This window comes from Pseudomonas sp. RIT778, assembly GCF_019718735.1.
GTDB lineage: Bacteria > Pseudomonadota > Gammaproteobacteria > Pseudomonadales > Pseudomonadaceae > Aquipseudomonas > Aquipseudomonas aphyarum.
In genome coordinates this window covers 1-13607 of the sequence record NZ_JAIHBA010000033.1, presented here as the reverse complement: position 1 = coordinate 13607, position 13607 = coordinate 1, and the positions used below count along the sequence as shown (strand labels likewise).

The 13607-nt window shown below is 60.5% G+C and carries 17 protein-coding genes and 1 tRNA gene; 12 read left to right on the top strand and 6 right to left on the bottom strand.

Annotated features, from left to right (window positions below; translation table 11 throughout):
- Positions 1-73 precede the first annotated feature (73 nt).
- Entirely contained in the window at positions 74-2110 is a 2037-nt protein-coding gene (locus K5E37_RS22285; RefSeq protein WP_221535159.1) for an NADH:flavin oxidoreductase, read from the top strand.
- Positions 2111-2158: 48 nt separating this feature from the next.
- Here the strand turns inward: K5E37_RS22285 and K5E37_RS22280 are convergent, their stop codons facing one another.
- Positions 2159-2935, bottom strand: a complete 777-nt coding sequence (locus K5E37_RS22280) for a pyrroline-5-carboxylate reductase (RefSeq protein ID WP_085604692.1) — start codon at positions 2933-2935, stop codon at positions 2159-2161.
- Positions 2925-3632, bottom strand: a complete 708-nt coding sequence (locus tag K5E37_RS22275; RefSeq protein ID WP_085604695.1) for a TetR/AcrR family transcriptional regulator — start codon at positions 3630-3632, stop codon at positions 2925-2927. The genes K5E37_RS22280 and K5E37_RS22275 overlap by 11 nt, the downstream gene beginning before the upstream one ends.
- A gap of 698 nt (positions 3633-4330) precedes the next feature.
- Between K5E37_RS22275 and K5E37_RS22270 the strand changes: the two genes are divergently transcribed.
- The 6 genes from K5E37_RS22270 to K5E37_RS22245 all read left to right on the top strand — a co-directional run bounded on the left by K5E37_RS22270 (position 4331) and on the right by K5E37_RS22245 (position 7970).
- A complete protein-coding gene (locus K5E37_RS22270) occupies positions 4331-4516 on the top strand; it encodes a DUF1843 domain-containing protein (RefSeq protein WP_041475227.1) in 186 nt (61 codons plus the stop codon).
- Positions 4517-4550: 34 nt separating this feature from the next.
- Positions 4551-5177 carry a DUF1842 domain-containing protein gene (locus K5E37_RS22265; RefSeq protein WP_221535158.1) on the top strand — a complete coding sequence of 209 codons (627 nt, stop codon included), beginning with the start codon at positions 4551-4553 and terminating at the stop codon, positions 5175-5177.
- Positions 5178-5217: 40 nt separating this feature from the next.
- Positions 5218-5796: a DUF1842 domain-containing protein gene (locus K5E37_RS22260; RefSeq protein WP_221535157.1), complete on the top strand. Its 579-nt coding sequence runs from the start codon at positions 5218-5220 to the stop codon at positions 5794-5796.
- A 103-nt stretch (positions 5797-5899) separates the two neighbouring features.
- Positions 5900-7363, top strand: a complete 1464-nt coding sequence (locus tag K5E37_RS22255; RefSeq protein ID WP_221535156.1) for a GDL motif peptide-associated radical SAM/SPASM maturase — start codon at positions 5900-5902, stop codon at positions 7361-7363.
- Between the two features lie 96 nt (positions 7364-7459).
- Entirely contained in the window at positions 7460-7666 is a 207-nt protein-coding gene (locus K5E37_RS22250) for a hypothetical protein (protein WP_221535155.1), read from the top strand.
- 229 nt (positions 7667-7895) lie between these two features.
- A tRNA-Gln gene (locus K5E37_RS22245) sits at positions 7896-7970 on the top strand.
- 51 nt (positions 7971-8021) lie between these two features.
- Here K5E37_RS22245 and K5E37_RS22240 read toward each other — a convergent pair.
- The 3 genes from K5E37_RS22240 to K5E37_RS22230 form a co-directional block, all read right to left on the bottom strand.
- A complete protein-coding gene (locus tag K5E37_RS22240; RefSeq protein ID WP_221535228.1) occupies positions 8022-8414 on the bottom strand; it encodes a DUF1801 domain-containing protein in 393 nt (130 codons plus the stop codon).
- Positions 8415-8568: 154 nt separating this feature from the next.
- Positions 8569-8910 (bottom strand): hypothetical protein, encoded by a 342-nt coding sequence (locus tag K5E37_RS22235; RefSeq protein ID WP_007955484.1) that lies wholly within the window; start codon positions 8908-8910, stop codon positions 8569-8571.
- 86 nt (positions 8911-8996) lie between these two features.
- Positions 8997-9644, bottom strand: a complete 648-nt coding sequence (locus tag K5E37_RS22230) for an ATPase (protein WP_085604713.1) — start codon at positions 9642-9644, stop codon at positions 8997-8999.
- A gap of 163 nt (positions 9645-9807) precedes the next feature.
- Between K5E37_RS22230 and K5E37_RS22225 the strand changes: the two genes are divergently transcribed.
- From K5E37_RS22225 to K5E37_RS22210, 4 genes are all read left to right on the top strand, one after another.
- Positions 9808-10053, top strand: coding sequence for a hypothetical protein (locus K5E37_RS22225; RefSeq protein ID WP_085604716.1), 246 nt, complete (start codon positions 9808-9810; stop codon positions 10051-10053).
- 51 nt (positions 10054-10104) lie between these two features.
- Complete coding sequence (locus K5E37_RS22220) at positions 10105-11136, top strand: NAD(P)-dependent alcohol dehydrogenase (RefSeq protein WP_221535154.1); 1032 nt, start codon at positions 10105-10107, stop codon at positions 11134-11136.
- 146 nt (positions 11137-11282) lie between these two features.
- A complete protein-coding gene (locus tag K5E37_RS22215; RefSeq protein ID WP_007955494.1) occupies positions 11283-11444 on the top strand; it encodes a hypothetical protein in 162 nt (53 codons plus the stop codon).
- Between the two features lie 53 nt (positions 11445-11497).
- Positions 11498-12088: a helix-turn-helix domain-containing protein gene (locus K5E37_RS22210; protein ID WP_165369529.1), complete on the top strand. Its 591-nt coding sequence runs from the start codon at positions 11498-11500 to the stop codon at positions 12086-12088.
- Between the two features lie 62 nt (positions 12089-12150).
- Here K5E37_RS22210 and K5E37_RS29505 read toward each other — a convergent pair whose 3' ends face one another.
- Complete coding sequence (locus K5E37_RS29505) at positions 12151-12660, bottom strand: hypothetical protein (protein WP_007955499.1); 510 nt, start codon at positions 12658-12660, stop codon at positions 12151-12153.
- 390 nt (positions 12661-13050) lie between these two features.
- On the opposite strand from K5E37_RS29505, the gene K5E37_RS22200 reads away from it, so the two are divergent.
- A complete protein-coding gene (locus K5E37_RS22200) occupies positions 13051-13512 on the top strand; it encodes a DUF3574 domain-containing protein (RefSeq protein ID WP_127797851.1) in 462 nt (153 codons plus the stop codon).
- Positions 13513-13607 lie beyond the last annotated feature (95 nt).

The window sequence follows — 13607 nt, the reverse complement described above, 5'->3', positions numbered from 1 at the left end:
ATTGACACGCCTGTACAGTTGACCTAATTTCAAGTCGCCGAGCCTGATGAAGCCCACCCCGGAGCGCACCACCATGTCCAGCGATCCCCTGTTGCAGCCTTACAAAATCAAGAACCTGACGCTCAGAAACCGGATCATGACCACCGCTCACGAACCGGCCTACCCGGTTGACGGCATGCCCAAGGATTTGTATCGCGCCTACCACGTCGAACGCGCCAAAGCCGGCGTCGCGCTGACCATGACGGCCGGTTCCGCCGCCGTTTCCAGAGACAGCCCGCCGGTGTTCAACAATGTGCTCGCCTACCAGGATGAGGTGGTGAAGTGGCTGAAGGACCTGACCGACGAATGTCACGAGCATGGCGCGGCAGTGATGATCCAGTTGACGCATCTGGGTCGCCGCACCCGCTGGGACAAGGCCGACTGGTTGCCGGTGGTCTCGCCGTCGCACCATCGCGAAGCGGCGCACCGCTCCTTCCCGAAAAAAATGGAAGACTGGGATATCCAGCGCATCATCAAGGACTATGTGGACGCCGCCGAACGGATGCACGCCGCCGGCATGGACGGTCTGGAGTTGCAAGCCTACGGGCACTTGATGGACCAGTTCTGGTCACCGTTGACCAACGAACTCGACGGGCCATACGGCGGCTCGCTGGAAAACCGCATGCGCTTCACCTTCGACATTCTGCGCGGGATCCGTCAGCGGGTCGGCGAGGACTTCCTGCTGGGCGTGCGCTACACCGGCGATGAAGGCTTGCCCGGTGGCTTCGATGCCAGCGAAGGCTTACAGATTTCCCACCTGCTGAAAGACAGCGGGCTGGTGGATTTTCTCAATGTCGTACGCGGCCACATCGACACCGATGCGGGTCTGACCGATGTCATTCCGATCCAGGGCATGCGCAATTCGCCGCATCTGGATTTCGCCGGAGAAATCCGTGCAGCCACCGGTTTTCCGACGTTCCATGCGGCCAAAATCCCTGACGTCGCCACTGCTCGCCATGCCATCGCCTCAGGCAAGGTCGATATGGTCGGCATGACCCGGGCGCACATGACCGATCCGCATATCGTGCGCAAGATCATCGAAAAACGTGAGGAAGATATCCGTCCCTGCGTCGGCGCCAACTATTGTCTGGACCGTATCTACCAGGGCGGCGCCGCTTACTGCATCCACAACCCGGCAACCGGCCGGGAAACCACCATGCCCCACGACATTCCCAAGGCAGCACGCAAACGCAAAGTGCTGGTGATCGGCACCGGTCCTGCGGGGCTCGAGGCTGCGCGGGTAGCGGGCGAACGCGGTCATGACGTTACCGTGCTGGAAGCGGCGGATCGCCCCGGCGGGCAGATCCGTCTGACCGCCCTCAGCGAACGTCGGCGCGAGATGATCAGCATCATCGACTGGCGCATGGCGCAGTGCGAACGTCTGGGCGTGAAGTTTCATTTCAACACCTGGGCCGAAACCGACACGGTGCTGCAGCATGAACCGGATGTGGTGATTGTCGCCACCGGCGGCCTGCCCCACACGGACGTGCTCAGTGCAGGCAACGAGCTGGTGGTTTCGACCTGGGACATCATTGCCGGTGACATCAAGCCAGGCCGGCATGTCCTGATCTATGACGATGCCGGCGACCACGCCGCGCTACAGGCTGCCGAGGTCATCGCCGCCAGCGGCGCGAGTGTCGAAATCGTCACCCCCGACCGCAGTTTTGCTCCGGAGGTCATGGCGATGAATCTGGTGCCCTACATGCGCAGCCTGCAGGATCTGGATGTCACCTTTACCGTCACCTATCGCGTCGATTCGGTCGAGCGCCGCGACGGGCGACTGGTGGCAACGCTCGGCAGTGACTACGGTACGGTGCACAAGCAGCGGGTGGTGGATCAGGTGGTGGTCAATCACGGCACGATCCCGCTGGATGACTTGTATTTCGACCTGCGCGCGCATTCGAGCAACGGCGGCGCGGTGGAACAACACAACCTGATTGCCGGCAAGACGCAGGACATCGTCACCGACCCGCACGGACGTTTTCAGCTGTTCAGGATTGGTGACGCCGTGGCCGCACGCAACACCCATGCGGCCATTTACGATGCGTTACGGCTGATGAAAGACCTCTGAACGTGGCCCTCCCTTCTGTGTCGGGAGGGAAGTCGCCGTATCTGCCCACTACAGGCCGCGCCGGGCAACCTGGGCGCCGGCCTGTACGGCCCGACCCACGATGTCTTCGAGGTTCTGCCCGGTCATCGACTGCAACGCAGCCGCCGTGACCCCGCGATAAGCCATCAAGGCATCCAGCAGAGCTTGCGGTTCCCGCCCCGCCAGCAGTTGACCGCCGCCCACCACCACCGCCCGTGCCGCCCGCTGCGCAATCCGCGCGGGGATGCCGGCCGCTTCGGCCTGACTGGCGAGCGCAGCGCACAACAGCGCCGGAAACGCCGGCCCGGTACCGGACAACGCGCTCAGATAATCGATGCAGTCTTCATCGGGCACCTCGTCCGCCGTGCCCACGCATTCGAACAATCGCTGCAGCCAGTCGCGCTCTTCATCGGTCAAGGAGCCGGCCACGAACCACGGCGTATAGGATTGGCGGATCTCCACCGCCGCGTTCGGCATGGCCCGCACCACCACTCGCGCGCCTGTCGCGGCACCGAGGGTGGACGCTGAAATGCCGGCCATCAGCGATACCAGCGTTTTGCCTCGGGCATCGATCTGCAACGCCCGAAACTGCTCGGGCCGGACCGAGAGCATTACAATATCGCTGCTGTCGACCAGCGACTGGTTGTCCTTCAACACGCGCACTCCCGGCGCAACATCAGCACTGCCCGAGCGGTTCGAGATCAGCAGATCACTCGGCCTGATAAATCCCAGGTCCAGCAACGATTCGGCAATCGCCTTTCCCAGCCAGCCCGTGCCGCCGATAATCCCCAGCGTTCTATTGGTCATCGGGCAGCGCCTCTTCGAAGGTTTCCACCAGTGGAACAAACACCCCCGGCTCCGTCTCGGCATAACCGAACTGACCGAAAAACCGGTCCAGCTCGCGCCGCTTGGGTGACTTTCCGGTGAACACGGTGACGTACTGCGGGATTCGCCGGAACCGCACGATCACGTCTTCGGTGGTTTTCATCGAGATGTAGCCGATCTGCGTGAGATAGATCGTCCGGGCACGGGCATCGGCCGCCCCCGGCTCGTAACCGAAACGGCGAAACATAGCGGCCAGCGCATTGATCCGCGCATCGTCGGCCAGCGCGATTTGCCCGGCGACTTCATCCGATTGCAACGCCCAGCTGCGCACGGCGAATTCAAACTGCGAATCGAACAACGCAGGGTTCAGCCAGCATTCGAAAACATTGAGGATCGCCTCGGACACGCTTTCGGCATAACGCTCGCACTGCCCCACCAGCCCACCGGTGTTCTTGTCCCGCCAGCGGGCCAGCAGCGCCGCGAGCAGTTGCTCCCGATCTTCGTAGAACCAGTAGAAGCTGGTGCGCGACAGGTTAAGGCGCTTGGCCAGCGGCATTACCCTGACCGCATCGACTCCGGATTCCTTCAAAGCCTCATACGCGGCGTCCAGCCAGACGTCCACAGAACCGCGCCATCCTGAATCCTGAGCCTTGTTTTTTGTCCGTCCTGCCTGCGTCATTGCAATGCACCTGTCTTTGAGACTTTGACCGGACTTTACACGGGGCGTACACGCAATGTACATCGGCGTACATTTTTCATTTTCGAACGCTCCTCAGCACCCATGGCGATCTCGATTCAATCGCTTGAAAACGCTGCCGAAAGGTCGGTTGTGCGTGCGCCAAAATCCCTGCATTGGACAGACATGACCGTTCGGCGCTTTTTCTGGCAGCCCCGCACAAACGGGTCTAGGGTTGCGTGGCTGGCAAAATGCTGGCCACTTGGCAAACGTCGCTCGACGAGCGCCATCAGCGGCACTGGAAGAAAAATCAGGGATGGTTTTTGTGCTTGCGCGGGTATTGCACTCTTGAAGAGTGAACGACCTATCCCTGTGTTTCGTTGCTTTCTATCAAGGACAGAAAGATGAACAACGTACAGGTGAGATTCCCCCGGTTGCCCTTTCGGCAAACCCCTTCATTGACGCCCGAGGCCAGGCCCGACGGTTTTGGCTGACGACGCTTGCGCGTGAGCCGGCGCTGCGGCGTCGCCCCTGCGCGAACCCGATTTACGGATTGATCAGATCCCGACGGATCAGGCTGTCACGTCACCGAGAATCCCGGTTGCCGGAATTCTGGCCGATGTCGTTCGCCTGCCTGTCAGGAAAGGCGCCCCTTCTGCGCAAGGGGTCGAGCGGCACACACCCACGAGGAAGGCCTCGATATGACCGGTTCAAACCACAACATCCCGCCCTACGGCGTCGCCATCCAGAGCGCGATCACTGGCGGCGATCTGCAGCAGATGAAGACTTTGTTGAAGCAGCGCGATTCAACGAAGCCGGAAGCGAAGGAGCTACAAACCGCGTACGAAAAACTGGCCAAAGAAGTTTCTCGACTGGAAAAACCTTAAGGCCATTTCCCACATTGCAATGGAGGCAATCAACATGTCAGCAACTCAGCAAAATGTCGGCTTGTTCCCGGTGAGCTACCGGATCGGTACGGGCCAGCCAGGGGCGCAGAATCTTGCGCTGAACCTGCTGGTGTCCACACCACAGCAGCATGTCACCGGCAACGCCGCCGTGACTCAGGCAACCAATCCGCCGCTCGACATCGACTCGGACGTCTGGGGCGAATACACCTACATGACGGTGATGAAGCCCGGTGTCAGCAAGATCCTGATCACCGCTCAGGGCAACCACGGCGGCCCCGGTTCCAACTCGATCATCAACTTCAAGATTCATCTGGTGGTCGGCACCGACTGGCGCGAAGGCGTGGCCAACTATGAGTACTTCGACGGCCAGCGCTGGCACGAACTGAACAACGTGCCGGCGCATCTGGTGGAGGTGCCGTCGAACGTCCTTCAGCCGTTCAATCCCGGCCCGGTGATCGAGCCGCACAAACCGGTTCTGCCGCTGTATGCCGCGCCGATTCAGGGCGCCATCGCCAGCGGTGATCTGGCCCAGATGAAAAGCCTGTCCGCACAGGCCAGACAGCAGCTGGAGCAATTACCGCTGCTGCGCAAAGCCGTGGACGACGCCAACAAAGAAATCAGCCGCGTGCAAAGTCGCTGATCGGCAATTGGAACCATCACTTTCACAAGGGAGCAGCATCATGTCGATCGGACTTTTTCACACCCGCCTCATCGCCAGTAACTCACTGTTGGGCGCACCGGTTCTGACCCTCGATATCGTGGTCGATACCGTCCGCAAAAAAGTCAGCGGAACCGCGAGCGTGTTTCAAAGCACCTGGCCACCGGTGAATTTCCATGCCCGGGTCTGGGGCGACTATTCCGAGGCCAGGCTCACGCCATCGACCGAGACCTACCTCATTCTCACCCTCGACGGCAGCCCGAGCGGCCCGCTGAGCCAGATCGCCCAGACCTTCCACCTCAAGGGCATTCTGAACGACTGGACCAGCGGTTTTGTCGATTACCGCTACAACGAAGGCGGCCAGTGGCAGGACGTGCGGCACGTCGCCGTGCATCAGGCGCCGAGCCTCGAGCCACTGCCGCCCGAGCATCATGTCCAGCCGCTGTATGCGGTGGCCATGCAAACGGCTCAGGCCAGCGGTGATCTGGCGCAGTTGAAAGTCGCCGTGCAGCAGGGCGAACAACAGCTGGCTCACGAGGACGCCTTGCGCGGTGCCCTTGCGCAGCTGAATGCGGAAATCGCGCGACTGGAAGCGCGCTAAGCGATACGGCCCGGGCGCGGTCATGGGTGACCGCGCCCGGTCTTCCAGCCAATCGAGGTCAGTCCACTCGTGCCGCGCACAGGCCCGTGCGCAAGGATCTCCCATGACAGACAACCGCCCTGCCCGCTACCTCAGCGACACCGATCTCAAACGCTACGTGCCGGTGCACGTGGTCTGGGAAATCACCCTCGCCTGCGACCTCAAGTGTCTGCATTGCGGTTCCCGCGCGGGGCATCGACGCCCCGATGAACTCAACACCCGCGAATGCCTCGACGTGATCGATTCCCTCGCCGCCCTCGGCACCCGCGAGATCACCCTGATTGGCGGCGAAGCCTATTTGCGCAAGGACTGGACGCAACTGATCCGCGCCATCCACGACCACGGCATGTACTGCGCGATCCAGACCGGCGGACGCAATCTGACGCCGGCGAAGATGCAGGCAGCGGTCGATGCCGGGCTCAACGGGGTCGGCATTTCCCTGGACGGACTCGCGCCGCTGCACGACAAGGTGCGCAACGTGCCCGGCTCGTTCGACAAGGCCGTCGACACCCTGCGCCGGGCCAAGGCGTCGGGGCTGGCGGTGAGCGTCAACACCCAGATCGGCGCGGCCACGCTGCCCGACTTGCCGGAGCTGATGGACACCATCATCGAACTCGGCGCCACCCATTGGCAGATCCAGATCACGGTGGCCATGGGCAACGCCGTCGACCATCCGGAGCTGTTGCTCCAGCCGTATAAGCTGCTGGAAGTGATGCCGCTGCTCGCCCGGTTGTATCGCGAAGGACTGGATCGCGGCCTGCTGATGAACGTCGGCAACAACATCGGTTATTACGGCCCTTACGAACATCTGTGGCGCGGCTTCGGTGACGAGCGCGTGCACTGGAGCGGCTGCGCGGCCGGCCAGACCGTGCTGGCGCTGGAAGCAGACGGCACGGTGAAAGGTTGCCCGTCACTGGCGACCGTCGGTTTCTCCGGCGGCAACGTGCGCAACATGAGCCTGCACGACATCTGGCATTACAGCGAAGGCATGCACTTCGGCCGCCTGCGCTCGGTCGATGACCTGTGGGGCTACTGCCGAAGCTGCTATTACAACGACGTCTGCCGGGGCGGCTGCACCTGGACGTCGCATTCGCTGCTGGGCAAACCCGGCAACAATCCTTACTGCCATTACCGAACCCTGGAATTACAAAAACAGGGTCTGCGCGAGCGCATCGTCAAAGTCGAAGACGCCGCCCAACGCTCGTTTGCCGTCGGACGTTTTGACCTGATCACCGAACGCATCGACACCGGCGAAAAAGTCAGCAGCGTCAGCGACAGCGGCCAAGTGATCAAACTGGCCTGGATCAATCAGGGCCAGTCCTCGCCCGAGGAAGGACGCCTGCCGACGCAACTGGCCCTTTGCCGCGACTGCCTGCAATACATCCAGCCGCACGAATCGATCTGCCCGCACTGCCACGCCGATGTCGCCGCCGCCGAGGCCCGGCACCTGACCGACCGGGCGCGGCAGCAGGCGATCATGAAGACGCTGACCGGTTTGCTGGCGGGAGTGCCGGGTTCGTTGAGCTGAGACGGTGACGGCTGCCGTTTGCCCGCTCGCCACGAAAAATCTCGAACTCGCTCAGTGGCGCTGCATCCAACGATTAAGCCAACGGAGGTCAGCGCCATGAACAACGACAGTAAAGCTCCACCCACCGATACGTCCGGCAAACCGGTCAATGTGGTGAAACGCGATCTTGAGGACCCGGACGACGACACCCGCGGCGTGGATGAGGTCATCACGCCCTCGTCGAACCGCACCAAGGAGCAGGACGCTGAAGCGTTGCAACGCAAGGTCGACGAAATCGAACGCAAGGTTGCGGACGGCAACTGATCGGTTCGTCGAGGCAGGTCTTTGCCAGGTTTTCGGGCTACAGCGGTCGCGCCGGCTTGCATGGCGTTCGCTGAAAAGCCCGAAAAACCTGACCGGCGATACCGTCCGGGAAATAAGTAGCTGTTTTCCCTGAAATTTATTGGCTTCAGGGGTTCACAGAACGCAAGAGCGCTGGTAAAGTGCCGCCCACTGTTGCAGAGGTCCTCCCGGGACTGAAACCAATAGCTACAGGGGCGTCGCCAAGCGGTAAGGCAGCAGGTTTTGATCCTGCCATGCGTTGGTTCGAATCCAGCCGCCCCTGCCATTTTCTCCCTCGTTTCACCCTCCTCCGCTTCACCTCTGCCTCAACGGCAAATCATTTCTTTGTATTCAACGTAATCGCCGAACGCACCAGCGCTTTCAGAGCCTTGGCATCGATCTTGTCGTCTTCGTGAACATCAATCGCCCGCCGGGTGTTGCCCTCCAGACTGGCGTTGAACAGTCCTGATGGATCCTCCAGCGCCGCGCCTTTGGCAAAAGTCATTTTCACCACAGCCTTGTAGGTTTCCCCGGTGCAGATGATGCCGTTGTGTGACCAGACCGGAACACCCCGCCACTTCCACTCCTCGACGACCTCCGGATCCGCCTCATGAATGATCGCGCGGATCTCGGCCAGCTTCTGGCCGCGCCAGTCGTTCAGTTCCTTGATTCTTGCGTCGATCAGCACAGAGGGATTCTCGGTCGCCGCACCGCTGCTGTCCTTCTTCATATCCTTGTTCTCCCGAAAACCTTTTCCGCTATCCAGCGTAGCGCCGACTGCGCCAAACGCCGGGCAAAAAAAGCCCCGCAAGGTGCGGGGCAAAGGAATTGGTTGGTTGCGGCCAACCAAAGGAGCATCGTCAAAAAGCGTTAATCGTCAGGCGTTACAGGCACTCCTGGGCAGCCCGTTCAAAACTCGACGGCATGAAACTCGACGCCAGCAAGTGGCGCTCATATAAAAAGACCTTGCCGCCGTCCTGTGCCTTGTAGGCTTCCAGGACGTTGTCCGCCGCCACCTTGCTCGGCACCACGATCCGGTAGCTGCGCTGGGTCTGCGAAACCGTCGGGTTCAGCGCGCTGCCCTGCAGTTTCGGCACCACGCATTCGGCGTACTGGGCAGGCGTCTTGTGCGTCTGCAGGGTCAGCGTCGGATCGTTCGGCGCAGAGGCGCAAGCGGTCAGCAACAAACTGGCAGAAGCCATGGCAGGGATAAAAAAGGCACGCATGGATAAAATCCTGAAAATAAAAGGTTCGGTTCTTCGGCAACGTTCAGTGTCACGGGCACTGCCGTTGCCGTTTCTGCTTTAGGTGCTCAGCCTGCACTCACCAGGGCTTTGAGCGAGTCATCGAACTGCTTCAAGGCACTCAGTTGCAGGTCGCGCTGCTGTTCAATCCCGGCAGCGATTTCGGGCGCTGCCTTGTTGTGTACCCACACCGAAGGCAGTTGCTTCTCCACCGCGCCTTCGGCCTTGCCGATGTATTGCAGGTTGGCGTCGTAGAAGCGTGCGGCAAACCGCGCTTCGACCTGACTGTTGCGCTGGGTCAGCAGCCGGTTGTGGGTGTCGAGCATCACCACCACGTCCGGATGGGCCTGCACCAGCGCATCGAGGCTGTCGTAGACGGTCACCGAGAGAAACTGTTGTTGCAGCGAACTCATCAGCCAGTCGATGGCCAGTTCCGGATCGGAGCTGTCGACGAAGGCGTCACGGATTCGCGCATCGAGCGCATCCTTGGCACCGTTCACCGCTACATCGTGGTAACGCTCGAGGTATTGCAGGTTGTCCAGGGTGTTTTCGCTGTACAGCACACCGACGGTTTGCGAGTGCTGCAGCGCGGCGCTGCTGCCGGCGACGGGCAGAAAATGGCACGACCGGGCGTCGTCTGCGTAGGCTGGGGCTACGGAAGCGGCCACCCCGCCCATCAGCAGGGCGACTACAGCCAGTCGGGTCAAAGTCTTCATCGCGCAATTCCTTCAGCGGTGTGTTCGATGGAGGCGATTTTCCGCCCATCGGCGCCAAAGCAGAACTTGCGTTTCTTGATGGTCACTATTACTTGAACCAATAGTTGCGCGGCGTGCAGACTGCTGCACACTCAATCACAACGAAAACAGATGAGGATTACCCGTGCGAACCTTTGATCTGATCCGCGATGCCGTCCTGCCCGAATTCCGCGACCGGGTGGCCGAATACCTGGTCGAATACGAAACCGTGCTGGGCCAGTCAGCGGACAATTCGGAGTCGGTGCGGGCCGCGGCCAATCAACTGCGCGGCTATTTGCGCGGCCTCAATACCACCCGAGTGCTGGGTATGGCGGACTGGGAAGAACTCGACCGGCGCGTGCTGAACACTTGGCTAGCGCCCGCTCGATGACACGCTAGACTCTTCAGGCTGCGCCCGCAGCGCCAGACCTGGAGGTGTGCCATGAGCAATAACACCGAACCCACGACATTCACCGGCTGGGCCGCCACCTCGGCCGGCGCGCCGCTGGAGCGCTTCAGTTACGACCCCGGCCCGCTGGGATATGAAGAAGTCGAAGTCGCCGTGGAATATTGCGGCGTCTGTCACTCCGACCAGTCGCTGATCGACAACGACTGGGGCATCAGCCAATACCCGTTCATTCCCGGCCATGAAGTGGTCGGCCGCATCGTGCGCACAGGCCCGCAGGTGCGCGGCCTGGAAGTCGGCCAGCGTGTGGGGATCGGCTGGTACAAGGGCAGCTGCATGCATTGCTCGTCCTGCATCGGTGGTTCCCATCACCTTTGCGCCACCGCCAAACCGACGATCATCGGCAGCCATGGCGGGTTCGCCGATCGGCTGCGCACCCATTGGGCCTGGGCGCTGAAACTTCCGGACAACCTCGACCCGGCCCTCGCCGGCCCGTTGTTCTGCGCCGGCTCCACGGTCTTCAATCCGCTGGTGGAATTCGACATCAAGCCGACCGATCGGGTCGGCGTGGTGGGCATCGGCGGCCTCGGTCACCTGGCGCTGCGGTTTCTCAATGCCTGGGGTTGCGACGTCACAGCCTTCACCTCTTCCCTGAGCAAACAGGACGAAGCCAAACGCCTCGGTGCCCACAAGGTCGTCGCCTCGACCGACAGCGAGGCGCTGAAAGCGATTGCCGGCACCCTCGACTTTTTGCTGATCACCGCCAACGCCAACCTCGACTGGACGGCCATGCTCGCCACCCTTCGCGGCAAGGGCCGGCTGCACTTCGTCGGCATCGTGCCCGACGCGATTCCGGTGCATGTGTTCAATCTCATCCCTCAACAAAAGTCCCTGTCAGCCTCCCCAGTCGGCTCGCCCGCCACGGCAGCGACCATGCTGGAGTTCTGCGCGCGGCATCAGATCCTGCCGCAGGTGGAGGAATTTCCGATGAGCAAGGTCAATGAAGCAGTCGACCATCTGCGCAGCGGCAAGGCGCGGTACAGGATTGTGCTGAACGCCAGCAAATGAAGGATCGGCGCGCCGGTTGCCATCGGCGCGCCAATCATTTCATATAGAACTCAATTGAATTAATAAATAAACAATCATTATTTATCGTTATAAAAATCTCGGCGTACTCTCACCTCATCCCGTCATTGAACACAGTGAAGTGCGCCATGAAACCGACTGACAACCTGATCGACTTCGCCGTCTACCGCAAACGCCGCCACGCCCAGCAACAGGCCCGGCTGATGTGGGAGATGTATGCGCGCAATGCCGGTTATCAGGCTTACCAGTGGGTGCAGGCCGCTCGTTCCAGCGAGACGCGTCAAGCGTGAACGCGCGTGAACCCTCGCGCTTTCTGGCGAGCGCCGATGAACCTGTGCTGGATCTGAACAACCTCGAATCCCTGGAAGAAGACCCGATCTGTGAACGCGTCGCGCAGAACCTGCAACGCCTGCGCGGCAAGCGGCACCTGTCGCTCGATGCCCTTGCCCGCCAGTGTGGCGTGAGTCGGGCGATGCTGGCGCAGATCGAGTCCGGGCGCAGCGTGCCGTCGATCAAGGTGCTGTGCAAAATCGCCAAGGGTTTGAAGGTGTCGGTGGCGGCATTTCTGGAGCACCGCGCGTTTGAAGGCGTAGCCGTGTTGTCGGCGAGCCAGAGCAAGCGGCTGGTCAGTGCCAGCGGTGCCTTTGTCAGCCGCGCGCTGTTTCCCTTTGATGTGGCGCGCCAGTCGGAATTCTATGAACTGCGCCTGAGCCCGCTGGGCGAAGATCAATCCGAGGGCCATGGCCCGGGCGTGCAGGAAAACCTGGTGGTGGCTCAGGGCGTGCTGGAGATCAGCGTCAACGACGAGCGCTATCTGCTGTCGACGGGCGACTCGATTCTGTTTTACGCCGACCAGCCCCATCGATACCGCAACCCCGCCGACAGTGAAGCGGTGGCGTATCTGGTGGTGACCTACCCCGAACGCCTGGACTGACAGACAGACAACAAAAAGCCCGACCGGGAATTTCCCGGTCGGGCTTTTTCATGCCTGAAGACTTAGCAGGTGCAGCACATCATCGGCATGCCGTTGCAGCTCATCATCATCGGCATGCTGCAGTCGTTCATCATTTTCATCATCAGGGCGCAGCAGTTCTTCATCATGTCCATGTTCATGCCCGGCATCGGCATGATTTTGCACATCATGCAGTCGGCCATCATGGTGCATTCCATCACGCACTTCATCGATGGCATCGGCATGCCCATCATCGGCATCGGCATCATCATGTTCATCATCGGCATGGCCATGGCCGCCGGGGACATGCACATCATGCTCATGTTGCCGCAATGCATCATCATCGGCATGCCGCAGTCCATCATCATCTGCATCATTTCAGCGCTGTTCTTGAACATGGCCATGTCCATGCCAGCGGCCGGCATCATCTTGCACATCATGCCGTCGTCCATCATGTCGCAGCTCATGGTCGCCATCATCATCGGCATGCCCGTCATCGGCATCATCGGCATGTTGGCGTTCATCGGCATTTGCATCTGCATGGCGTTCATCATGGTGTAGCTCCCTGAGGATTAAGAACTGGATGAGAAGTTGATGGAGCGGATTCTAAGGATTGGGAAGTCCGCAACAAGCTGTCCATCGAGCAGCAAAAACTGCTGTTCAAACGCTTCAAGTGCAGCGTTCCGTGCGACTTGAACCGTTGCAGCAGCAGAGTAGACGCCATGACAGATCCGGCAAATGCGGGAGCAGGTTTTTAAATGTCATGGATATGCGATCTAACACCAAGCAAATAACTTAAAGAAATAATCGTTCTAACCGGAGGGCATTATTTTCACTTTGCTTGCTTATTCCATTAGTTCACCGACGATCCACTTTTTAATCTTTTATGGCTATTAACCGTCCCCTCTATAATTCGGGACAGTTCTTAACAATAAGGAAGTTCCATGCCGCAACGTTTACTACTGGCAGCACTGTTCCTGGCGGTCGCCGGGTGTGCCAGCCCTCCTCCGGTTTCCGTGCATACCAAGGATCCCGCAAGTTCCACACTGCAAGGCGATGCCACGCGACCGGCGCAGGCGCAGTGGGTGCGCACCGAGTTGTACTTCTCGGTGGGGCCGCTGGAAGGCAAGGAAGGCGTGGTGAGCCCGGCGCGCTGGCGCGAGTTTCTCGATCAGGAAGTAACGACGCGGTTCCCGGACGGGTTCAGCGTGTTCGATGCGTATGGGCAGTGGAAGGACCACGACGCGAAAGTGCCCGAGCGACTGGCGACCAAGGTGATTGTGATCCTGCACGAAAGCAGCGCGAAACGTGAGAGTGACATTGAGGCGATTCGTTTGGCTTATAAGCGGATTACGGGGGATTTGTCGGTGTTGCGGTTGTCGCAGCCGGCGGTTGTGTCCTTCTAATCTACGCTCCGTTGCAGAGCCTGCCGAGGTGTCGACACCAGGCGGCTCAACCCGGCCAGCAACAACGCGCCAACCATCAAAACCCCGATCCCCAA